A 21,728-nucleotide genomic window follows, 5' to 3' on the forward strand; every position below is an offset into this window, starting at 1 on the left:
GGCCGGTCAACTCGCCAGCAACCGATCGAGGGATTCGCGGACCCGGTCGGTGTCCTCGCGATACTTGAGCACCGCGCCGAGCGTGGCGGCCGCGGTCTCGATGTCGAGGATCTCGGCGCCGAGCGCCTCCAGGGCCCGCGCCCAGTCGAGCGTCTCGGCGACCCCCGGCGGTTTCAGCAGGTCGAGGTCGCGCATCCGCTGCACCGACCGCGTCACCTGCTCGGCAAGTCGCGCCGACACCTCCGGCAAGCGGGTGCGGACGATCTCGATCTCGCGGGCCAGGCCGGGATGGTCGATCCAGTGGTACAGGCAGCGCCGCTTCAGCGCGTCGTGCACCTCGCGGGTGCGGTTCGACGTGAGCACGACGATCGGCGGTACCTCGGCGGTGATCGTGCCGAGTTCGGGGATCGTCACGGCGTATGTCGACAGCACCTCGAGCAGGAAGGCCTCGAACTCGTCGTCGGCCCGGTCGATCTCGTCGACGAGCAGCACGGCGGGACTTTCGCGGAGCGCCCGCAGTACCGGCCGCGACAACAGGAACCGCTCGTCGAACAGGCTTTTCTCGACCTCCTCCACCACGGCGTCGGAGGTGGTCGCCTCGACGGTGCGCAGGTGCAGGATCTGCCGCGGGAAGTCCCAGTCGTACAAGGCCTGGGAGGCGTCGATGCCCTCGTAGCACTGCAGGCGGATCAGCTCGAGATCGAGCGCCTCCGCAACCGCGGCCGCGAGCGAGGTCTTGCCGGTGCCCGGCTCACCTTCGAGCAACAGCGGGCGGTGCAGCGCGAGCGCGAGATATCCGACCGTGGCCAGGCCCTCGTCGGCCAGGTACCCGGTCGTCCGCAACTGCTCGGCCAGCTCGGCCGCCGAGCCGACGGCTCTCACACCTTCAGGATTCACCTCCTTGCGGAGCTTGCCAAGACTCAGCCGTGTCCCGGCGGTAGCTCCTCGACCGTGTCCACGTCCACGCCGTCACTCACGTCCGCGCACTCGACGTGGACGACGTCGTGCGCCCGCAAATAGCTCCGCGCGCCTTCGTCTCCGCGCGCCGAGGCGATCACACCGGCCCAATGGGTCCGCCCGATCAGTACCGGATGCCCAGGCGCCCCGTCGTACGTCGCCCGCGCCAGCGCCCCGGGTCCCGCCTCCGCAAGAACCCGCCGTACCGCGACCCGCTGGACGCCGGGAACATCCACCGGCACGACGGCGACCGCGTCGACCTCGGAGTGTTCGTCGAGGAAGCTCAGTCCGGTGCGGAAGGACGCGCCCATCCCCTCGATCCAGTCCGTTGCCTCGATCACCTGCACCGGCTCGGCCGCCAGCTCGGCGCGCACCTCGTCCGCGGCGGCGCCGACGACCACAACCACGGGTGAGCACCCCGACTCGGTGAGTAAGCGCGCGGCCCGGACCACCCACGCCGTACCGTCGGCGTCGCGGACGAGCGCCTTCGGCCGGCCCATCCGGCGACCGGCACCAGCGGCGAGAACCAGGCCGGCAACCCCTGCGGTCTCCACAGCCGCAGCGTAGTGCGGCGGGGTCCACAGTGCGGGCAGTGCCGCGGTCCACGCGGCGCGGGAAGGTGGGCATGGGACGATGTCTGACGTGACGACGATGGCAGCAGGCTCGAAATCCCTTCCGTTGCTGTTCCTCGGCCAGAACACCGACCCGCACTCCGAGCGCGGCGTCGAGTGCCCGGGAGCGCTCCCGCCGGCCTCCGACCCGGACCTCGTGCAGCGGGCGCTGACGGCGAAGGCGGCGCTCGGCGACCAGGTCTTCGTGCTCGGGCACCACTACCAGCGCGACGAGGTGATCCAGTTCGCGGACGTCACCGGTGACTCGTTCAAGCTCGCCCGCGACGCCGCGGCCCGGCCGGACGCGCCGTACATCGTGTTCTGCGGTGTGCACTTCATGGCCGAGTCCGCCGACATCCTCACCAACGACGACCAGACCGTGATCCTGCCCGACCTCGCGGCCGGTTGCTCGATGGCGGACATGGCCCGGATCCAGCAGGTCGAGGCCGCCTGGGACGCGCTCGCCGACGCCGGCGTCGCCGACGTCACAGTGCCGGTCACCTACATGAACTCCAGCGCCGACATCAAGGCGTTCTGCGGCCGCAACGGCGGCGTCGTCTGTACGTCGAGCAACGCCGAGACCGCACTGAACTGGGCGTTCGAGCAGGGCGAGAAGGTGCTGTTCCTGCCCGACCAGCACCTCGGCCGCAACACCGCCGTCCGGCAGCTCGGCCTCGCGCTGGACGACTGCGTCGTCTACGACCCGCACAAGAAGGACGGCGGACTCACCCGCGAGCAGCTCGCCGCCGCGAAGATGATCTTGTGGCGCGGGCACTGCTCGGTGCACGGCCGCTTCACCGCCGAGTCGGTCGACGACGTCCGGGCCCGGGTCCCCGGTGTGAACGTGCTGGTGCACCCGGAGTGCCGCCACGAGGTCGTCACGAAGGCCGACCAGGTGGGCTCGACGGAGTACATCATCAACGCGCTCGACGAGGCCGAGCCCGGCACCTCCTGGGCCGTCGGCACCGAACTGAACCTGGTCCAGCGGCTCGCCAAACAGCACACCGACAAGAACATCGTCTTCCTCGACAAGACGGTCTGCTACTGCGCGACGATGAACCGCATCGACCTGCCGCACTTCGTCTGGGCGCTGGAGAACCTGGTCGCCGGCCAGGTGGTCAACCCGATCAAGGTCGACGCCGCCACCCAGCACTACGCCAAGGTCGCCCTCGACCGCATGCTCGCCCTCCCGGGCAAGACCGCCCGCGACTGATTCCTCCAGCCGGCGCGGCACTCCCCGGTCAGAAGCCGTCGAGGAACAGGCAGAACAGGTGGCCGTCGGGATCGCGCAGCACGCGGACACCCTCAGGCTGCGGCTGGTGCGACTCGACGGTGCCGGGTGCGCCACCGATCGTGCTGTCGTACTCGCCGGCCAGAACTCAGTCTGCCAGAGCTGGTTGGCTGGGTCAGTCGGCGGCGACGTGGGCCGGGGTGTACCACTGGGCGAGGAGGTCGGGGAGGCGGTCGGGGCCCCAGCGGTCCACCGGGGTGATGCGGTGCTGGAGGGAGGCGAGGCCGCGGGCGAGGTCGCCGACGACGTCGCCGTTCCAGGGGACGGTGACGCCTTCGCCGGGGCCGACGATGACCGCGGGGCCGCCGCGGGCGACGCAGACGACGGGGCAGCCGGAGGCCAGGGCCTCCGTGACTGCCCAGCCGGCGGCCTCGCGGAGGGCCGGAGCGAGCAGGGCGTCGGCGCGGAACATCGCGGCGAGCACCTCCTCGCGGGGCAGTGCGCCCATGAACTCGACGCGGTCGCGGACCCCGAGCTGGAGGGCGAGGCTCTCGGCGCGTCCCCAGTCGGGGCCGTCGCCGATGATGCGGAGTTCCCAGTTCGCGGCCTCGGGCCGGGCCAGTGCGCTGATCGCGAGCAGGACGCCCTTCCACGGGATCAAGCGGCCGACGAACAGCGCGGTCTGCACACCGGGCGCGCCGAACGGCTCGTACGGGCCGGAGGCGGTGAACCGCCGGATCGCGACGTTCGGCTGGACCACGATCTCGCGCGCATACCGGCGGAACGCCTCGGCGACATCGTTGTTCTGGGCAATCACCAGGTCGGCGGTGCGGGCCATCCGGCGACCGGTCGCGCGGCGCCGGATCCCGGTGTACCCGCGGCGGACCAGCTCGCCGACGACCCCGCGCGGGCCGAGCCAGTGCGCCATCGACAGTGGCGCGGTCGTCGATCCGCCGACCGGGCCCCAGATCACCTTCGCGGACGATGGCTCGACCACGCCGGCGCCCATCCAGTCCACCGCGAACGTCAGGTGGTGGATCACGTCGAACGAATGCTCCGCATGCAGCCGCCGCGCCGTCTGGCGGGCGAGGTTCTGCCAGAGCGGGTAGTACCAGTACACGTCCGACGGGCGGCGCCGCAGCCGCAGGATCCACGACGGCAGCTCCAGCGGTACGACGGTGAGCCCCGGAACCGGCCGCGCCGCGAGCTCGTCGGCGATCTCGTGCGCGAACTTGCCGCGAGTCAGCAGCCACACGTCGTGGTCGCGCGCCGCGGCCTTCGCCCACGCCCAGCCGGCGCCGGGCTCGGAACCGCCCGCCGGCCGGCAGGCGTACGCGCTGAGCAGGACCTTGGGCCGGCCAGGCATCAGCTCATCCCCTCCAGAAGCCTCCGCAGATCGGTGCTGGAGGTGGAGGCGGTGTACGGGAAGTAGTGAACCGATGCGCCGACCTCACCCAGCAGCCTCTCCAGTCTGGTCCCCTTTTCGGTTCCCTTCCAGTCGTCGCCCTTGAAGAGGATGTCGTAGCGCAGCTGCTGCCACATCTCGAACTTGTCGCTGGACCAGTCGCTGACCACCTCGTCGACCAGGTCGAGCGCCCGGATGACCTCCATGCGCTCCTCGTGCGGCACAACCGGTGGGCGGCCCTTGATCCGAGCCACCACATCGTCCTCGACGACACCGGCGATCAGGTGGTCGCAGTGCTCGCGGGCGCGACGCAGGATGTTCAGGTGGCCGATGTGGAACATGTCGTAGACCCCGGGTGCGTACCCGACGATCGCCATCAGGCCCGCACCCCCAGGGCGGCCATCTCGCGGTACCACTTCGCGATCGCGGCTGCCAGGAACAGCAGGTTCAGTGCCAGCAACGCGCCGTACAGCACGACGAACAGCGACGGCGTACCGAAGGCGAGGAAGACCAGGCAGAGGACGCCGTAGTCGGTCGGCGCGATGAGCAACGACTTCACGACCGAATCGCCACGCTGGTTGGGTTCTCCGGCGGCACCGTGGCGGCGCAGCTGGTCGATCAGGATCAGTCCGAAGAACAGCACCGACGACATGCACACGTACGCCAGCGGCACGAGCAGCACGAGATCGTTGTCAAAGGCATCGAAGCGGAAGAACGAGACCAGCACCGCACTGTGCAGCAGCACGATCTTCACCGCGTCGATCATGTGGTCGAGCCACTCCCCGAGCGGCGATCCGCCGCCGCGCAGCCGCGCCAGTTGGCCGTCCGCGGAGTCCAGCCCGTACCCCAGCACGAGCAGCGCGGTCACCGCCAGCGAAAGCCCGAACGACGGCCGAACCAGCGCGATCAGCAGGATCCCCGCGAGCGAACAGGCACCACTCGCGAGGCTGACCTGATTGGGCGTCCGCCGCGCGTGGAACGCCGCCGCCGCGAAGACGCGGCCGATCCGACGGTTCACGAACCGGGAGTACGCCGGCGTACCGGCCGAAGGCTTCTGTGCCTGGGACAACTGCGCGACAGTTGCTCGCAGCCCGCTCATGCGACGTTCGAGCTGCGCGACTGCCGCTGGTCGATCGCGGCGCGCAGGATCGTACTGCGCGACTCGCGGCCGGCGGGGAGGACAGTGAGCATCGTGGCAGGTACCCCGGTCAGCTCCGCGGCACCGAGGACGCCGTCGGTGCCGGTGGCGGCGAACACGGTCCGCACCTCCGGGACGGCGGACAGCCATCCGGGCGCAAGGTCGTCGACGGCAACGACCGCGTCGACACACCGCAGGTGCTGGACGATCTGCGCTCGCTCGAGCAGCGGCACGAACGGCCGCCCGCCCCACGCGGCTGCTGCCCAGTCGTCGGACAGCACCGCGACCACCAACCGGTCGCAGTGCCGCCGGGCCCGCTCCAGCACGTCGATATGACCGACGTGGAACAGGTCGAACGTCCCGGCCACGCAACCGACCAGCGGCAGCTCCCCTACGGCGCCACCCACGCCATCACCATCCCCCAACACCACTTCCTGAGCTCCCTCCGGTCCGGCGCTGCCCCCTGCACCGGCCGTGATCCTGTGCTTAGACTCCCGTGCGCGCCCGGCCGCTGGCGGAGTGCCGGGCGATCGCATCGGTGTAGATCCTTTCCGTGGCTGCCACGTCGCGCTCCGGTGTGAAGCGCTCCAGGTAAGCCTGACGGGCTCGTCCGCCGAAGGCTATCGAAGTCTCGGGATCAGCCACCAACCCGATCGCCTTTCGGAGCGCCTCCGGATCACCCGGGGCGGTGAGCGCACCGGTTTCCCCGTCGTCGACCAGCTCCGCCAGCGCACCGAGCCGCGACGCCACCACGGGCACGCCGTGCGCGAACGCCTCCACCACGACGAGCCCGAACGTCTCGTACGACCGGGCCGGTACGACGGCGGCGCGTGCCGACCGCAATTGCGCCATACCGTCCGCCCACGGTAGTTGCCCGAGCACCTCGATCGAGGGATCGAGCCGCGCCCGCTCCTCGGCCGCCGCCCGCAGCGGACCGTCGCCGATGACAACGAGCCGGCCGAGCCTGGAGTCCCAGGCCTCGAGCAGATCCGCGAACCCCTTGTCCTCGCTCAACCGGCCGAGGAACACCACCGCTTCCCCGGCACCATGTCGGACGGCTCCGGGGTCCGGTACGGCGTGCGGCTTCACCACGAACCGCTCCGGGTCGAACCCGGCCGCGACGTACCGCTCCGCGACGAACGCCGACGGTACGACGAACGTGTCGACGTACCGCTGCCACGTGTGCACGGTGTTGTGGACGCCGATGCTCAACGCCAGCGGAAGTGTCTGCACTCGCGAGTCTCGATAACACCCGTGCCGCACCGCGGGCAGCGGCAGCTTGCCGAGGCACGACTCACAGGGCCTGCCGTCGCGCTGGAGTACGGCGTTCGCGCAGAGCAGCCGGAAGTTGTGCAAGGTCGCCACGATCGGCAGGCCGAGCCGGTGCGCGGCCCGCAGGACGGAGGCGCTGAAGAGCGGGAACGTGTTGTGCACGTGCACCACATCGGGCCGCTGCGCCTGCAATAGCTTCGTTAAATCGCGTTCGGCCGAGAATGACCAAACGGAGCGAAACGGTAACAATGCGCGATCTTTTCGGCTGAATCCGGCGATGTCGTCGCTGTCCCGGGCGTAAAGGTCGACTTCATGTCCTGAGTTACGCAACAAATCAACCGTTTGTGCGACAACTGTGTTCTCACCGCTGGGTTGACCGGTTCGGTACCGGTTGTGCAGCATGGCGACCCGCATGGCACTACCTTAAGTCTCGCAGTGGCTACACCTGGTCTCGCCCGCCCCTCCCACTGAGGGAAATCAGGAGAGTTCATTGAGGAAGTTGTGGTTCGGAGCGCTCATCGCTGCGGCCGTCGCGATCGTTACGATCGCGGTGCCGGTGATCGCCCAGGAGAACAAGGCGACCCGAGCGGCGAAGGTCCAGGATCCCGAACAGGCCGCGGCCCGAGCCCTGCCCTCCCACCGGCCCGGCCGGACCACCCCCGCCACCACCGCTGCCCCACCGAAGACCTCGACCAAGCCGGGCTCGCCGATTACCACCGCGGTGCCGAAGAAGCCCGTGACGGCGCCGAGCAAGAAGCCGACCACGACGCCGACCACGACCGCCGAGCCCAAGCTGCCGAAGCCGCCCGTCGTCGACTCCGACGAGGCCGGGCCTGCCGTCGCGGGGCCGTGCTCGGGCGTCGTGATCAAGCCGGGCCAGGACGCGCAGTCGATCGTCGGCTCCAAGCCGGCCGGTACGACGTTCTGCTTCGCCGCCGGCCTGCACCGGATCGGCAAGACCATCCGCCCGAAGGCCAACCAGGTGCTCGCCAGCGCGCAACGCGCCGTACTGAGCGGCTCGGTGCCGTTGACCGGATGGACCAAGTCCGGGTCCGCCTGGATCGTGCGTGGCGCACTCCCGTCGGCGTACGGCAAGAGCGGTGAGTGCGAGGACAACAAGGCGAACATCTGCCACCTGCGGGAGCAGTTGTTCCTCGACGGTACGCACCTGAAGCGGGTCGGCAGCCTGGCCGCGGTCAAGGCCGGCACGTTCTACGCCGACTACGCGGCAAACGCGATCTACCTCGGCAGCGACCCGGCCGGTCATGAGGTCGAGATGTCGAAAACGGCGACCGCGATCGAGTCCAACGCGAACGGCGTCGTCGTCCGCGGCCTGACCATCGAGCATTTCGCCAGCGCGCCGCAGGCCGGTGCGCTGGTGTCCGGCCCGGGCTGGAAGGTGACCGCGAACGACGTCCGCTGGAACCACGCGGTCGGCGTGATGCTGGTCGACGCCGACAACGCGAAGATCGACAAGAACCTGATCCACCACAACGGCCAGCTCGGCCTCGGCCAGTACAGCTCGGCCGCGGCGGCCGTGACCCGCAACGTGATCAGCGCGAACAACACCGACGGCTTCTGGATCGCCGACTGGGAGTCCGGCGGGATCAAGTCCACCCGCTCGTCCGGCACGGTCAGCGGCAACGTGATCAAGGGCAACCTGGGTGTCGGCATGTGGGCCGACGTCGCCGATGACGGCCGGGTGATCAGCGGCAACCAGATCATCGGCAACGCCGCGGACGGCATCCGGTACGAGATCAGCCGCAACGGCACGATCGAGGGCAACACGATCACCGGCAACGGGTTCGGCACCGGGCGTGGATCCGGTACGTCGCTGTGGGACGGCGGCGGGATCAACGTGAACACGTCGTCCGGCGTGACGATCAAGGGCAACCGGGTCGCGGGCAACGTCAACGGCGTCACGATCCAGTCCCGGACTCGCGGCAGCGGCCCGTGGGGGACGTACCTGCTGCGTGACGTCCAGGTCAGCGGCAACACGATCGAGATGACCGGCGGTACGGCCGCGACCGGCATGGTCCAGAACTCCGGCGCCGAGGTTCCGGCCGGTGAAGTGGTGTTCACCGGCAACAAGTACGTGCTCGACGACCTCGGCACGCAGCGGTTCGCCCGATTCGGCGCCAAGCTGACCGCCTCCGGGTGGCGCCAGGCCGGCCTGGACACGATCGGCAGCTTCCTCGCCAACTGACGCTTTGAGCCTGCCATGGGCACCGGCTGAGCGTGATCGGTTGCTTGCACATCGCAACATATTTGTGCGCTACGTATTGCCATGACTACGTGACGTGGGAGTAACCTGCGTAGCGAAGCCGCGCCATGGGGGGTGCGCCCAGGGCTACCTGTGCCACCGGAGGCTCCGCTATGAGAACAGCTCTACTGGCAGTTGTTGCAGTCGGCACCGGACTGGTTGCCGTCGGCCCGCTGCCTGCGAACAGTGCGCCGATCGGCGACGACTGGACGGTCACCACGTCCGCGCCGGCCGCATCCACTCCGCCGGCGGACGGTTCCTTCCGAACCGGGCCGGAACTCGCGCCCGCGTGCACCGGCGTACCGATCCGGACCGCCGACAACGCCGCCGAGGTCGTCGCCGATCATCCGACCGGTACGACGTTCTGCTTCACCGCCGGACTGCACCGGATCCGGGACACCATCCGCCCGAAGGCCGGCCAGGTCCTCGCCAGCGACCAAGGCGCCGTGCTGACCGGGTCCGTCCGGCTCACCCGCTGGTCCGCGTCCGGCAAGGCTTGGGTCACCACCGGCGTCCTGCCGCCGGCGTACCCGAAGACCGGGCAGTGCGAGGACAACCAGGCGAACATCTGCTACCTGCGAGAGCAGGTCTTCCGCGACGGCAAACACCTGACCCGAGTGCCCAGCCGCGACAAGGTTGCCCCCGGCACCTTCTATGCGGACTATGCGGCGAACGCCGTCTACCTGGGCGACACTCCGGTCGGGCACGCGATCGAGATGTCCAGCACCCCGACCGCGATCGAGCCGGGTGGCAACAACGTCACGGTTCGCGGCCTGACCATCGAGCACTTCGCCACGCCGCCGCAGGGCGGCGCGGTCGTCCTCGGCCTGGGCTGGAAGGTGTTCGCGAACGACATCCACTGGAACCACGCGGTCGGGGCGATGCTGGTGAACGCCGACGGCGCCGTCCTCGAGAGGAACCGGATCCACCACAACGGTCAGCTCGGCGTCGGGCAGTACAGCACGCTGCGCGGCACGATCTCGGCGAACGAGGTCAGCGGCAACAACACCGACGGGTTCTGGATCGCGGACTGGGAGTCCGGCGGCATCAAGACCACCTGGTCGAACGGCGGCTGGGTGACCGGCAACCTGATCAAGGACAACCGTGGCATCGGCCTGTGGAGCGACGCGTACGACGAGAACCGGACCTTCGGCAACAACCACATCGTCGGCAACGCGGCCGACGGGATCCGCTACGAGATCGGCCGCAACGGCGTGATCGCGGACAACGTGGTTTCGGGCAACGGATTCGGCACCGGCCGCGGATCCGGTACGTCGCTGTGGGACGGCGGCGGGATCAACGTGAACACCTCGTCGAACGTGCAGGTCCGCGACAACGTGGTGGCGAACAACGTCAACGGCATCGCGATCCAGTCCCGGACCCGCGGCTCCGGGCCGTGGGGCACGAACCTGCTCCGCGGCATCGTTGTCTCCGGCAACCAGGTGACGATGCGCGGCGGGACCGCCGCCACCGGCATGGTGCAGAACTCCGGTGCGGCGATCCCGGACGGCGAGGTGTCGCTGAACGGCAACACCTACATCCTCGACAGCCTCACCGTCGAGCGCTTCCAGAAGACCGGGCGCTGGTTCACCGCGAAGCAGTGGCAGGCCACCGGCCAGGACACCACGAGCGTCTTCACGATCGGCAAGGCCGTGCTCGACGCGACCGGCATCCTGACCGTCCTCGGTCCGCCCAGCTGAGGGTCAGGCGAGCAGCGCGGCGGCGTGGTCGATCAGCAGGTCCCGGAAGGCGGCCGAGTCACGCAGGTCGGGCGTGAAGATCGAGTCGACCGCGAGCAGGGCGTCGACCAGCTTGGCCGGCTCGCTCACTCCCGCGACCGCCGCCTGCAGCCGGTCGGCCTGCGGATCGTCGATGTCGGGCGTCTTCGACACGTAGACCATCCAGGCGGCGACCGCGAGCGAGATGATCCGCGGTTCGGCGCCGGCCGCGAGCCGGTCGCGGACGGTACCGAGCATGCGGACCGGCAGCTTGACCGAGCCGTCCATCGCGACCTGCCGGGTGCGGTGCTTCAGCGCCGGGTTCTCGAACCGCTCGAGCACGCTCGCGCCGTACGCCGTCAGGTCCAGCCCGTCCGGTGGTGTCAGCGTGGGTACGACGTCGTCGGTCATCAACTGCCGCGCGAGCGCGCCGAGTTCGTCGTCGCGCACCGCCTCGGCGATCGTCTCGTACCCGCGCAGCGCACCGAGGTACGCGAGCATCGAGTGGGTGGCGTTGAGCATCCGCAGCTTTGCCTGCTCCCACGGCGCCACGTCCGCGGTCAGGACGGCGCCGCCGCGCTCCCAGGCGGGACGCGCACCGGCGAAGTCGTCCTCGATCACCCATTGCAGGAACGGTTCCGCGACCACCACGGCCTCGTCCCGGACACCGAGCATCCGAGCGGCCTCGTCGCGGTCGGCGTCGGTGGTCGCCGGGACGATCCGGTCCACCATCCCGGCCGGGAACCGGGTCGCCTCGAACGCCGGCGGCAGCTTGCCGAGCGCATCGAAGTAGTCGGTCACCAGCTGGCGCAGGAAGGGGCCGTTGGACACCAGGTTGTCGCAGGACAGGATCGTCAGCGGTTCGTCCCGGCGCGCGATCGCCGCCGCCAGCTGGCCGACGACCGTCCGCGGCGGGCGACCGGTGAGGTCCGCCTGGATCTCCGGGTCGGCCAGATTCAGCCCGTCGCCGGCCGCGCGGTACCCCTTCTCGGTGACCGTCAGCGTGACCACGGACACCGCCGGGTCGGCCATCCGCGCGACCACCGCCTCCGGGTCCTCGGGCACCGTCAGCACCTCGCGGACGCTGCCGATCACCTGGATCGACGGCTCACCGAGACCGCGCTCGAGCACGGAGTACAGCCCGTCCTGCGGTGCCAACTGGTCCCGCACTGTCGTGGACCGCTGGCTGACTCCGGCGATCCCCCACCGGGTGTCCCCGGTCTCCACCGCCGCCCGCTCGGTGACAACCGCCTGGTGCGCCCGGTGAAACGCACCGATCCCGAGATGGACGATGCCGACGGACAGCGCCCGCGGATCGACCGCAGGAGCAACGGGCAGATTGGTAAGACTCAGCCTGTTCAAGCGACAGCACCTTTCAGTGGCGGTGGTCAGTGCGAAGGGCGGTGGTCAGTGCGAGGGGCGTCGGTCGGTGCGTGGCGCCGGCCCGGTGGAGTCGCGGACGATCAGCTCGCCTTTGAGCTCGTCCTGGTGCGCGACCGGCCTGGTGTAGCCGAGCCCGTCAGGGGCGTCGAGGACGGTGAGGAGCAGTTCGACGGCGATCCGGCCGGCTTCCTGTTTCGGGAGGCGGATCGTGGTCAGCGCGGGCCGCGCCATCCCGGCCATCGCGATGTCGTCGACACCGACCACGCTCAGATCGGCCGGTACGGAGATTCCGCGGCTGTGCAGGCGGGCCAGAAGGCCGATCGCGACCAGGTCGTTGTACGCCACGACGGCCGTCGCGCCGGTGGCGACCACCTGGTCCGCGGCCGCCACCCCACCTTCGTACGTCGGCGCGAAGTTGCCGACCGGGACGAGCCTCGCGCGCAGCGAGTCGGCGGCGTTGCGCAGTCCGAGACCGCGGTGCTGCGTTGACCACGACGTGGCCGGACCACCGACCCACGCGATCTTGCGGTGGCCGAGGGCGACGAGGTGGGCGACGGCCTGACGCATGCCGTCCTCGTTGTCGTACGCGACACCGGGCAGACCCGCAGCGCTGCGGTTGACCAGTACGACGGCGGCGTCCTGCGCGATCGCGACCAGTTCGTCGTCGTCGACTCGCGGCGAGCAGAGCACGATACCGTCGACCTGCTTCGCGAGCGCCCGGACCAGGCCGGCCTCGGCGGACGGGTCCTCGTCGGTGTCGGCGACGAAGACGGCGACGTCGTGGTGCCGGGCACGCGCCTGCACCCCCTTGGTGAGGCTGGCGAAGAACGGGTTCGCCAGATCGGGGACGACGAGACCGATCGTGCCGGTGCGGCCGGTGATCAGGCCGCGGGCGGCGCGGTTCGGCGCGTAGCCGAGCTGTTCGACGGCCGCCGCGACGCGAGCCCGGGTGGCCGGGTTGACCATCTCCGGCAGCGAGAGCGCCCGCGAGACCGTGGACGGCGAGACGCCGGCCAACCGCGCCACGTCCCGGATCGTTGCCGCCATGGTGGTCTCCTCCGAGGGTCGCGATCGAGTTTGCAATCGGTTGCAGCTCGTGTCAAGAATGCCTGCCACCGCCCGCTGCCGGGTGCGGACACGCTCGTGGACACGCCCTTGTGCGGACAAGGCTCCCACTGCAATCCTTTGCAGCATCGTTTCAGCACTGTGCCAGCCCGGTTCCTGAGCCGCTCATCGGAGGATCCATGTCGAAGGCCCTGCAGCCTCATCCGGACCGCGCCCTGCCGGCCGGTCCCGCCCGCGACGTCGCCCGCCGGATCCACGCCGCGACCAAGGACCTGCCGCTGCTCTGCCTGCACGGTCACGTCGACATCGGGCTGTTCGCCTCCGACGCGCCCTTCGGCAACCCGGCCGAGCTGCTGGTCGTCCCCGACCACTACGTGACCCGGATGCTGGTCTCCCAGGGCGTCGCCCCCGACGCGCTCGGACTGCCCCGCCGCGACGGCCGGCGGACCGCCGAGCCGAGGGAGATCTGGCGTGCGTTCTGCGCGAACTGGCACCTGTTCCTCGGCACACCGAGCCGCTACTGGCTGGAACACGAGTTCGCCGAGGTGCTCGGGCTGACCACCCACCCGTCCGCGGAGACCGCCGACGAGCTCTACGACCAGATCATGGCGCGCCTCGCCGAGCCCGAGTTCCGGCCGCGGGCGCTGCTCGACCGGTTCAACATCGAGCTGATCTCCACCACCGACGCGGCCACCGACGACCTCGCCCAGCACGCGGCTCTGGCTGCGGACCTGCCCGGCCGGGTCGTGCCGACGTTCCGCCCGGACGCCGTCGTCCACGTCGACCGCGACGGCTGGCCCGGACTGATCGAGCAGCTCGGCGCACTCGCCGACGTCGACACCTCGACGTACGACGGTTACCTCGAAGCACTCCGTCACCGGCGGCAGGCGTTCGTCGCGGCCGGTGCGCGGGCGACCGACCACGGTCACCTCAGCGCCGCCGCCGTACCGCTGACCGACGCGGAGGCGAGCCGGATCTACACCGGTGCGTTGAAGGGCGACGTCACCGCAGCGGACGCGGCCGCGTTCGCGGGGCACATGCTCTACCAGTCGGCGGTGATGTCGGCCGAGGACGGGCTGGTCATGCAACTGCACCCAGGCGTCCTGCGCGACCACGATCCGGCGATCTTCGCGACATACGGGCCGGACCAGGGCCACGACATCCCGGTCGCGACCGAGTTCACCCGGTCGCTGCGGCCACTGCTCGAGCGGTTCGGGCACGCCGAAGGCTTCCGGCTGGTGCTGTTCACCGTCGACGAAACCGTCTACTCGCGGGAGCTGGCGCCACTGGCCGGCGTCTACCCGGCGGTGCGGCTCGGGGCACCGTGGTGGTTCCTCGACAGTCCTGACGGCATGCGACGGTTCCGCGAGCTCGTCACGGAGACGGCCGGGTTCTACAACATGAGCGGGTTCGTCGACGACACCCGCGCGTACCTGTCGATCCCGGCCCGCCACGACCTCGCCCGCCGCATCGACGCCGGCTACCTGGCGAACCTCGTCGTCCAGCACCGCCTCGACGAGGACAACGCCGTCGAGGTCGCCCGTGCCCTCGCCTACGACCTTGCGAAGGACACCTACCTGTCCTGACCCCGCATCGACCCTACGGGGCGTCGCGCCGTACCGAACCGGGTGCCGGGTAGGGTCCCGGGAGTCTGGTACGGCGGGGGTGGCTGGAAGGGACGTGGATGAGGCGTGGGGCTGTCGCGGCGACTGGTGCCGCGGTATTGCTGTTGGCGGGCTGTTCGAACTCCGACAGCTCGCCCGAACCATCGAAAGCCGCAACGCCGACCGTCACGGTGACGGTGCCAACCGCTCCACCGGCCGCGGCCGCGGCTGCCCTCGGACCGACCGGACCCAGTACGGCGAAACCGTGCAAAGGCACCGTCATCGCCGTCGGCGTCGACCCGCAACCCGTGATCGACACCGCACCCGAGGGCGCGACGTTCTGCTTCGCGAAGGGCGTGCACCGGCTCACCAAGCCGATCCGGCCGCGCACCGGTGACACGCTCGCCGGGGAACCAGGCGCGATCCTCAGCGGCGCCGTCCGCCTGACCGGATGGCAGCGCACCGGCAACGCCTGGGCGGTCCGCGGCGTCCTGCCGGCGCCGTACCCGCTCAAGGGCCAATGCGAGGACAACCAGGCCAACCCCTGCCGGCTCGGCGAGCAACTGTTTGCCGACGGCAAGCACCTGACCCGCGTGATGAGCCTGGCGCAGGTCAGGCCCGGGGCCTTCTACGGCGACTACCGCAGCAACACGGTGTACGTCGGTGACGACCCCACCGGCCACGCGCTCGAGATGTCGCGGACCCAGACCGCGATCGACAAGAGCGCCGACGACGTGACCGTCACCGGCCTGACGATCGAGCGGTTCGCCAGCCGCCCGCAGGCCGGTGCGCTGCAGGTCGGCCGGGGCTGGACGGTGACCGCCAACGAGGTCCGCTGGAACCACGCCGTCGGCATCATGGTGATCGAGGGCGACAACACCGAACTGAGTCGCAACACGGTCGCCGACAACGGCCAGCTCGGCATCGGGCAGTACAAGTCGGCCGGTGTGAAGATCACCGCGAACCTGGTCACCCGCAACAACACCGACGGCTTCTGGATCGCCGACTGGGAGTCCGGCGGCATCAAGTCCACGCGGTCGTCGGGCGAGGTGCGCGACAACGACATCGTCGCCAACCGCGGTATCGGGATGTGGAGCGACATCGCGGAGTACGACCGCCGGATCACCGGCAACCGGATCCGCGACAATGCCGCCGACGGCATCCGGTACGAGATCAGCTACGCCGGCGTCATCGACCAGAACGTCGTCGAGCGCAACGGCTTCGGCACCGGCCGCGGCTCCGGCGGCTCGCTCTGGGACGGCGGCGGCATCAACGTCAACACGTCGTCCGACGTCGAGGTGCGCGGCAATCTGATCCGGGACAACCGCAACGCGCTGTCGATCCAGTCCCGGACCCGCGGCGACGGCCCACGCGGTACGTACGTCCTGCGCAATGTGCTGGTCGAGGGCAATCTGGTCGTGATGACCGATGCCGCGTCGACCCTCGGCGTCGTGGAGAACAAGCGCTCCCCCGTGCAGCCCGGCGCGGTGACGTTCCGCCGCAACAGCTACCAGGTGGCCGGCGGCAAGGAGCGATTTGCGTTCCGCGGCAGGACGATGTCCTGGTCGCAGTGGCAGGAGTCCGGCTTCGACAAGGACTCCGTGAACAGCTGACTCACTGCGGAGCCGGCACTCGCTGGCGACGGCGTAATCGGTCGGCGTCGCAGATGGCCGCGGCGACCAGCAGGTGCACGGTCATCGAGGACAGGTCGGACAGCCCGCTCTCGTTGAGCGAGGCAGCCGTGACGTACCCGAGCAGCAGCGCGCCACAGGCCCGGATGTACGGCGTGGGCGCGCGCAGCACCGACACCCACGCGACGATCAGCGCGACCGCCACGATCGCGACCGCGAGCAACCCGGTCTCCCAGTACAGCCCCAGCCAGCTGTTGTCGATCGCCATCACGTCGATGTCGCCCTCGCCGCGCCGGAGCAGGACCCGCTTGTTGCCCAGACCGTGGCCGATGATCGCGGTCTGCAGCGACACCTTCTCCTCGAGGACCGCCTGCCAGCTCGTCGTCCGGCCGCTCAGCGAACTGATCTGCTGCGTTCCCTGCCCGCGCAGCAGCCACGTACGCAGCGAGTCGATGGTGAGGAAGGCCAGGCCGAGCAACGCCGGTACGGAGAAGCTCAGGAGCCGGCCGGTCCAGGTCTTGCGCGTGATGACCAGCGCGATCACCAGACCGAAGGCGACCGCGGCCGCCGAGGTCCGGGTCCGGCTGGCCGCGACCAGGACCCCGCCCAGCCCGATCAACGTCACGGCGGGCAGCGTCGCGAGCTTCCGGCTGAACCATCCGATCAGCGCCAGCCCCAGCAGGATCGCGCCGACCTCACCGACCCGCGGCGGCAGCATCGGGATGATGACACCCTGCAGGCGGTAGCCGTTCCCGAGCGAGCGCAGTGGACGCCACGCCTCCGACGGCGCGTACGCCAGGCTCATGACGACAGTCGCCGCCAGCAACAGATGCGCCCAGAGGTGGGCCCGCACCAGCCGCTCCGGAACCCGGACCAAGGGCCGCCAGAGCAGGAACACCAGCAGCAGGCCGATCAGGAACCGGGCCAGCCGGGTCAACGGTCCCATCGGCTCGGCCAGCAGGAACGCGGTCCCCGACGCGAACAGCACGTACATCACGTACAGCCAGCTGGACGGATTCACCCGCGTCCGGAAGCCGGGCTTGGTCGCCGCCAGCGCCACCAGGAACACCGCGCCGAGCAGCAGGCCCTTCGCGATGCTGTTGGTGGATCCGGTCGTCCCCTGCGGCGCCGCGACCCGCGACGACCACGGCTGCACACCGAGCACGAACAGGCACCACAGCAACAACCAGAACCAGGCCGGCCGCTCGTTCTCACCCTCGACGGTGCCCGGCACCGCCGGCGCCAACCGCATTGGTCCAGACAGTGGTCCAGACGGTGGTCCAGACGGCGATGCAGTCCTTCGCCCGGTCATCGCCATCAGCGCGTCGGCGTACCCGAGTCCAGCGGCTGGAAGTTCACCGGGATGCCGAGGGTCTCGTCCTGCGGCGCGGCGCCGATCAGGACGACGCCCAGCACCGGCGCGCCGGCGAACTGCAGCGCACCGGTCAGCCGCGCGACGTCCATTTCCTTGTCGAGACCGACCTGGATCACCAGTACCGACGCCTCGACCGCCGCCGCGAGCGGAGCGATCCCGTGCCGGCCGACGGACGCGGGTCCGTGGATCACGACCGAGTACCCGGGTGGCAGATCCGCGACGATGCCCGGCACCAGCGACGGGCCGACCGCTTCGGCGTTCTCCTCGTGGTTCAGCCCGGGCGGCAGTACGTACAGGTCCGCGACGGTGCCCGGACGGAACAGCTTGCGAGCCCGGATGGCACGGGTCGCGGCCGGTTCGTTCACCAGGTCGGTGAGGCCTTCGTGGCCGGTGAGGTGCGGGAGCACCGGCGGACCTTCGATGTCGGCCAGCACGAGCAGCGTCTCGCGCCCGTCGCGGGCGTTGGCCTCGGCCATCGCCAGCGCGATCCCCGCCGAGTTCGGGGTCGGCGACGCGGACACCACCAGCAGTGCGCCCGGACCGCCACCGGCATACGCCCGCGGGTTCAGCTCGCGGCGGGCCAGCGCGCCGCTGGCCTCGGCGCCGAGCGCGGTGATCTCGTACTGCGGGAGCTCCGGGGCGTACCGCTGCCAGAACCGGCGCCGGTTCCCCTCCGAGGCCGCGATCACCGGCGCGGTGGCCGCGCGGGCCGCCTGGTCGCGGGTCAGGATGTACGGCGTCAGGTGCGAGCGCAGCAACGCCAGACCGAAGCCGAGCACCAGGCCCAGGATGCCGCCGACGAGAATGTCGCGGGCGACCATCGGCGACGAGCTGGCGGTGTCGGTCGTTGCCGGCGTCACCAATTGGCTGCCCGCACCGACCGTCGCCAGCGCCTTGAGCATCGCGGCCGCGTCGTCTGCGGCCTGCCGCGCCTCGGTCGCCAGCCCGACGCGCTGGTCGCGCAGCGCGGCCGCGGTCTGGTTGTCACCGCGGCCGACCGCCTCGTCGATCTGGCTGACCAGGCTGCGGGACTGCTGGGTCGCGGTCTTCGACCGGGCCTGGGCCTGCTCGGCCAGGTTGGTGAGCAGTGCCTTGGCCTCGGCGTTGCGCTGCGCCAGGTAGATGGTTGCGATCGCGTTGGCTCGGTCGACCGCCTGCTGCGCGGTCGGACCGTCGGTGGTGACCAGGTACGCGTTGTCGGTGACCGCCTTCACCCGGGTCACCGCGGCCAGGTCCTGCACGGTCTGGTCGTCGTCCGGCAGCCCGAGACCCTTCACGACCGCCTTCAGCAGCGTCGGACTGGCCATCACGCGGGCCTGCGTCTCGGCCGGGAGGTCCATCCCGAGCGGACCGCTCTTGTCCGCGGAGGTGGACAGCTTCCCGACCAGCGCCGGCGGCACGGCCGGGCCGATCACCAGTTGACTCGAAGCCGTCCAGCGCTCGGTCTGGGACAGCGCGAACACCGAGGCGCCGAGGAGGCCGAGCACGATGCAACCCAGGATCAGCCACTTCTGCCGCAGCAGTGACTGAGCGGTTTCCCGCCAGACCACGGTCCCCGGTTCCATCGACTACCTCACTCCGCTCGGCGCCAGCGCCCCAGGATATCCACAGGTTCGGACGGACGCTCACGCGATGGCGCTGTTGTGCCCTACTCTCTTCCCCGGGGGAGCATCACCGCTGTCAAAGCAGTCAGAGCTGCGTGAGCAGTGCGAACTGCACGGCGCCGCCCGCGCCGCACATGTCCAAGGGGGGACATCGCTACATGACAAGACGACGGCTGTTCACGCGCCTGGGGATCGTGGGCACCTTGCTCGCCGGAGCGCTGGTGGTGACACTGGCGCCACCCGCGCAAGGCATCGAGGCGTCGCTGTCGGCGACCACCAGCCCGGCCTGGCAGACCAACGCCAGCGTCCAAGGCATCGCGGTCGCCGACGGTAAAGCGTACGCCGGAGGCCGCTTCACCACCGTTCGCCCACCGGGTGCCGCGCCAGGCACCGGTGAGGTCGCGCAGGCGTACCTGGCGGCCTTCGACGCGACCACCGGCGACCTGGTCACCGCGTTCAACCCGGTGCTGAACGGTCAGGTCTACGCGGTCGCCGCGTCCGCGGACGGCTCCCGGATCTTCGTCGGCGGCGACTTCACCAAGGTCAACGGCCAGACCCGGAACCGGATCGCCGCCTTCGACACCGCCACCGGCGCCCTGGTTTCGAACTGGAAACCGTCGGTCTCGTATCGCGTCAAGACGATCGCGGTGTCCGGTACGACGGTGTACTTCGGCGGCTCGTTCGGCCTGGTCAACAACCAGGAGCGGCTGCGCCTCGCGGCCGTCACCACCGACACCGGCACGTTGTTGCCCTGGGCCCCCGCGGTGAACGGCGACGTGTACGCGGTCGATGCCGCCGACGACGCGTCGAAGGTGTACGCCGGCGGTCAGTTCAGCACCGTCAACGGCACGAACCAGAACACCGTCACCAGCCTCGACCCGCTCACGGGTGCGGTGCTCCCGTTCCCGGGCGCATCCGCCGTACCGCCGCCGAACGGGTCCTGCAAGACCCGGGTGAAGGCCATCGACGCGAGCGGCGACACGGTGTACTTCGGCAACGGCGGCGACGGCGGCGGGTGCTTCGACGGCACCTGGGCGGCCGACATCGCGACCAACACGCTGAAGTGGAAGAACGAGTGTCTCGGCGCGACCGAGGCGATCAAGGTCGTGAACGGCTGGCTGTACAAGGGATCGCACGCACACGACTGCGCCAACCAGGGCGCCGGCGGCTTCCCGCAGGGCTTCGGCTACCGCTTCCTGCTGACCGAGAACCTCGCCGACGGCACGCTCGGCCCGTGGTTCCCGAACACCGACGCCGACCCGAACAGCGCGACCAACGTCGGCCCGCTCGCGTTCGCGACCGGCGGCGACGACCTGTGGGTCGGCGGCGACTTCCTGAACGTGAACGGCACCGGCCAGCAGGGTCTGACCCGCTTCACCGACGCGGCCCCTGGTGCGGCCCCCGCCAAGCCCGCCAAGCTGCGGCCGTACAGCGTGCGGCCGGGCGTCGTACAGATCCACTTCCCGACCGTCGTCGACAACGACGACAGCACACTGACCTATCGGCTGCTCAAGGGCTTCAGCAACACCACGATCGCGACCTGGACGGCGAAGTCGACGCCGTGGGACCGGCCGTGGCTGAGCTACACCGACACGTCGTCGGCGCCCGGCGAGGAGACCAACTACCGCGTCGAGGTCACCGACGGGAACACCACGCTGCGCGGCAACTATTCCGACCCGATCACGGTCGCCTCGACGGCGTCCACGGCGTACGACCAGATCGTCGCCGCGGACGGGCCGCAGGCGTACTGGCGACTCGGCGAGCCGGTGGGCACGACGACCTCCGTCGACTCCTCCGGGCAGAGCAACAACGGCACGTTCACGGGCGTCACGCTCGGCGCGGCCGGCGCGATCGCGGGCAACACCGCCGCGACGATCAGCACCACGAGCGGCCGGATGGTCGGCGAGAAGGCGTACAGCATGCCGCAGCAGTTCACGGTCGAGGCGTGGGTCAAGCAGAGCGGCCTCAACCGCGGCGGCCGGATCATCGGCTTCGGCAACTCCCGGACCGGCAACAGCACCGGCGGTGGCGACCGAATGCTGTACATGCGGACCAACGGCTCGATCGTGTTCGGCGTCAACGACGGCACGCAGCGCACGCTGACCAGCACCTCGGGCAAGAACAACGGGCAGTGGCACCACGTGGTCGGTACGTACGACAACGGCAGCATGAAGCTGTACGTCGACGGTGTCCTGTCCGGCAGCGCCCAGGTCGGCCAGGCGTCGCTGTACTACGGCTGGTGGCGGATCGGGTATGACCTCGGGAACTCCTGGCCCGGAGGCGGTGCGACGCAGACCGGGATGGGGATCGACGAGGCCGCCGTGTACCCGTACGCACTGACGCCGCTGCAGGTGCAGACGCACTACGCGGCACGGTGAAAGTTCGGGCCCGAACGTAAGAGTTCTGTAAGGAAAACAAGGCGAAAAGGCGTCTCCAGCACAAAGTCATAACGTGGGCGGGAGGCCCGTTCC

Annotated in this window: 17 protein-coding genes; 6 read left to right on the forward strand and 11 right to left on the reverse strand. The window is 70.1% G+C overall.

Features of this window, described 5'->3' with window-relative positions; all coding sequences use genetic code 11:
- Window positions 1-6 precede the first annotated feature (6 nt).
- Both AB0B82_RS09415 and AB0B82_RS09420 read right to left on the reverse strand, forming a co-directional pair.
- Window positions 7-882: a MoxR family ATPase gene (locus tag AB0B82_RS09415; protein ID WP_360164448.1), complete on the reverse strand. Its 876-nt coding sequence runs from the start codon at window positions 880-882 to the stop codon at window positions 7-9.
- Between the two features lie 38 nt (window positions 883-920).
- Window positions 921-1,511 carry a nucleotidyltransferase family protein gene (locus AB0B82_RS09420; protein WP_360164450.1) on the reverse strand — a complete coding sequence of 197 codons (591 nt, stop codon included), beginning with the start codon at window positions 1,509-1,511 and terminating at the stop codon, window positions 921-923.
- 79 nt (window positions 1,512-1,590) lie between these two features.
- On the opposite strand from AB0B82_RS09420, the gene nadA reads away from it, so the two are divergent.
- Window positions 1,591-2,781 (forward strand): quinolinate synthase NadA, encoded by a 1,191-nt coding sequence (gene nadA / locus AB0B82_RS09425; protein WP_360164452.1) that lies wholly within the window; start codon window positions 1,591-1,593, stop codon window positions 2,779-2,781.
- Window positions 2,782-2,974: 193 nt separating this feature from the next.
- Here nadA and AB0B82_RS09430 read toward each other — a convergent pair whose 3' ends face one another.
- The 5 genes from AB0B82_RS09430 to AB0B82_RS09450 form a co-directional block, all read right to left on the reverse strand.
- A complete protein-coding gene (locus AB0B82_RS09430; RefSeq protein ID WP_360164454.1) occupies window positions 2,975-4,165 on the reverse strand; it encodes a glycosyltransferase in 1,191 nt (396 codons plus the stop codon).
- Window positions 4,165-4,581: an adenylyltransferase/cytidyltransferase family protein gene (locus AB0B82_RS09435; RefSeq protein ID WP_360164456.1), complete on the reverse strand. Its 417-nt coding sequence runs from the start codon at window positions 4,579-4,581 to the stop codon at window positions 4,165-4,167. Before AB0B82_RS09435 ends, AB0B82_RS09430 begins: the two co-directional genes overlap by 1 nt.
- On the reverse strand, window positions 4,581-5,303 hold the full coding sequence (locus tag AB0B82_RS09440) for a CDP-alcohol phosphatidyltransferase family protein (protein WP_360164458.1): 723 nt from the start codon (window positions 5,301-5,303) through the stop codon (window positions 4,581-4,583). Before AB0B82_RS09440 ends, AB0B82_RS09435 begins: the two co-directional genes overlap by 1 nt.
- Window positions 5,300-5,749 carry an adenylyltransferase/cytidyltransferase family protein gene (locus AB0B82_RS09445; protein ID WP_360164460.1) on the reverse strand — a complete coding sequence of 150 codons (450 nt, stop codon included), beginning with the start codon at window positions 5,747-5,749 and terminating at the stop codon, window positions 5,300-5,302. The genes AB0B82_RS09440 and AB0B82_RS09445 overlap by 4 nt, the downstream gene beginning before the upstream one ends.
- A gap of 79 nt (window positions 5,750-5,828) precedes the next feature.
- Window positions 5,829-7,028 carry a glycosyltransferase gene (locus AB0B82_RS09450; protein ID WP_360164462.1) on the reverse strand — a complete coding sequence of 400 codons (1,200 nt, stop codon included), beginning with the start codon at window positions 7,026-7,028 and terminating at the stop codon, window positions 5,829-5,831.
- Between the two features lie 76 nt (window positions 7,029-7,104).
- Between AB0B82_RS09450 and AB0B82_RS09455 the strand changes: the two genes are divergently transcribed.
- Entirely contained in the window at window positions 7,105-8,820 is a 1,716-nt protein-coding gene (locus AB0B82_RS09455) for a right-handed parallel beta-helix repeat-containing protein (protein WP_360164464.1), read from the forward strand.
- Window positions 8,821-8,990: 170 nt separating this feature from the next.
- Window positions 8,991-10,577 (forward strand): right-handed parallel beta-helix repeat-containing protein, encoded by a 1,587-nt coding sequence (locus tag AB0B82_RS09460; RefSeq protein ID WP_360164466.1) that lies wholly within the window; start codon window positions 8,991-8,993, stop codon window positions 10,575-10,577.
- Window positions 10,578-10,580: 3 nt separating this feature from the next.
- On the opposite strand, the gene AB0B82_RS09465 is transcribed toward AB0B82_RS09460, so the two are convergent.
- Together AB0B82_RS09465 and AB0B82_RS09470 are read right to left on the reverse strand one after the other, a co-directional pair.
- Complete coding sequence (locus AB0B82_RS09465) at window positions 10,581-11,957, reverse strand: mannitol dehydrogenase family protein (protein WP_360164468.1); 1,377 nt, start codon at window positions 11,955-11,957, stop codon at window positions 10,581-10,583.
- A 45-nt stretch (window positions 11,958-12,002) separates the two neighbouring features.
- Window positions 12,003-13,025: a LacI family DNA-binding transcriptional regulator gene (locus tag AB0B82_RS09470; RefSeq protein WP_360164470.1), complete on the reverse strand. Its 1,023-nt coding sequence runs from the start codon at window positions 13,023-13,025 to the stop codon at window positions 12,003-12,005.
- 197 nt (window positions 13,026-13,222) lie between these two features.
- Between AB0B82_RS09470 and uxaC the strand changes: the two genes are divergently transcribed.
- Both uxaC and AB0B82_RS09480 read left to right on the forward strand, forming a co-directional pair.
- A complete protein-coding gene (gene uxaC / locus AB0B82_RS09475) occupies window positions 13,223-14,629 on the forward strand; it encodes a glucuronate isomerase (protein ID WP_360164472.1) in 1,407 nt (468 codons plus the stop codon).
- 215 nt (window positions 14,630-14,844) lie between these two features.
- Window positions 14,845-16,260: a right-handed parallel beta-helix repeat-containing protein gene (locus AB0B82_RS09480; protein WP_360164474.1), complete on the forward strand. Its 1,416-nt coding sequence runs from the start codon at window positions 14,845-14,847 to the stop codon at window positions 16,258-16,260.
- A gap of 1 nt (window position 16,261) precedes the next feature.
- Here AB0B82_RS09480 and AB0B82_RS09485 read toward each other — a convergent pair whose 3' ends face one another.
- Window positions 16,262-17,530 (reverse strand): hypothetical protein, encoded by a 1,269-nt coding sequence (locus AB0B82_RS09485; RefSeq protein ID WP_360164476.1) that lies wholly within the window; start codon window positions 17,528-17,530, stop codon window positions 16,262-16,264.
- Between the two features lie 65 nt (window positions 17,531-17,595).
- A complete protein-coding gene (locus AB0B82_RS09490) occupies window positions 17,596-19,218 on the reverse strand; it encodes a Wzz/FepE/Etk N-terminal domain-containing protein (RefSeq protein ID WP_360164478.1) in 1,623 nt (540 codons plus the stop codon).
- 197 nt (window positions 19,219-19,415) lie between these two features.
- Between AB0B82_RS09490 and AB0B82_RS09495 the strand changes: the two genes are divergently transcribed.
- Entirely contained in the window at window positions 19,416-21,635 is a 2,220-nt protein-coding gene (locus tag AB0B82_RS09495) for a LamG-like jellyroll fold domain-containing protein (protein ID WP_360164480.1), read from the forward strand.
- Window positions 21,636-21,728: the final 93 nt, after the last annotated feature.

Source organism: Kribbella sp. NPDC048915 (assembly GCF_040649595.1).
Classification (GTDB): domain Bacteria; phylum Actinomycetota; class Actinomycetes; order Propionibacteriales; family Kribbellaceae; genus Kribbella.

Bases quoted from the DNA above. Each gene is read 5' to 3' on its own strand.
- nadA (WP_360164452.1), top strand. From the start codon at position 1,591: ATGTCTGACGTGACGACGATGGCAGCAGGCTCGAAATCCCTTCCGTTG.
- AB0B82_RS09430 (WP_360164454.1), bottom strand. From the start codon at position 4,165: ATGCCTGGCCGGCCCAAGGTCCTGCTCAGCGCGTACGCCTGCCGGCCG.
- AB0B82_RS09435 (WP_360164456.1), bottom strand. From the start codon at position 4,581: ATGGCGATCGTCGGGTACGCACCCGGGGTCTACGACATGTTCCACATC.
- AB0B82_RS09440 (WP_360164458.1), bottom strand. From the start codon at position 5,303: ATGAGCGGGCTGCGAGCAACTGTCGCGCAGTTGTCCCAGGCACAGAAG.
- AB0B82_RS09450 (WP_360164462.1), bottom strand. From the start codon at position 7,028: ATGCGGGTCGCCATGCTGCACAACCGGTACCGAACCGGTCAACCCAGC.
- AB0B82_RS09460 (WP_360164466.1), top strand. From the start codon at position 8,991: ATGAGAACAGCTCTACTGGCAGTTGTTGCAGTCGGCACCGGACTGGTT.
- AB0B82_RS09470 (WP_360164470.1), bottom strand. From the start codon at position 13,025: ATGGCGGCAACGATCCGGGACGTGGCGCGGTTGGCCGGCGTCTCGCCG.
- uxaC (WP_360164472.1), top strand. From the start codon at position 13,223: ATGTCGAAGGCCCTGCAGCCTCATCCGGACCGCGCCCTGCCGGCCGGT.
- AB0B82_RS09485 (WP_360164476.1), bottom strand. From the start codon at position 17,530: ATGCGGTTGGCGCCGGCGGTGCCGGGCACCGTCGAGGGTGAGAACGAG.
- AB0B82_RS09490 (WP_360164478.1), bottom strand. From the start codon at position 19,218: ATGGAACCGGGGACCGTGGTCTGGCGGGAAACCGCTCAGTCACTGCTG.
- AB0B82_RS09495 (WP_360164480.1), top strand. From the start codon at position 19,416: ATGACAAGACGACGGCTGTTCACGCGCCTGGGGATCGTGGGCACCTTG.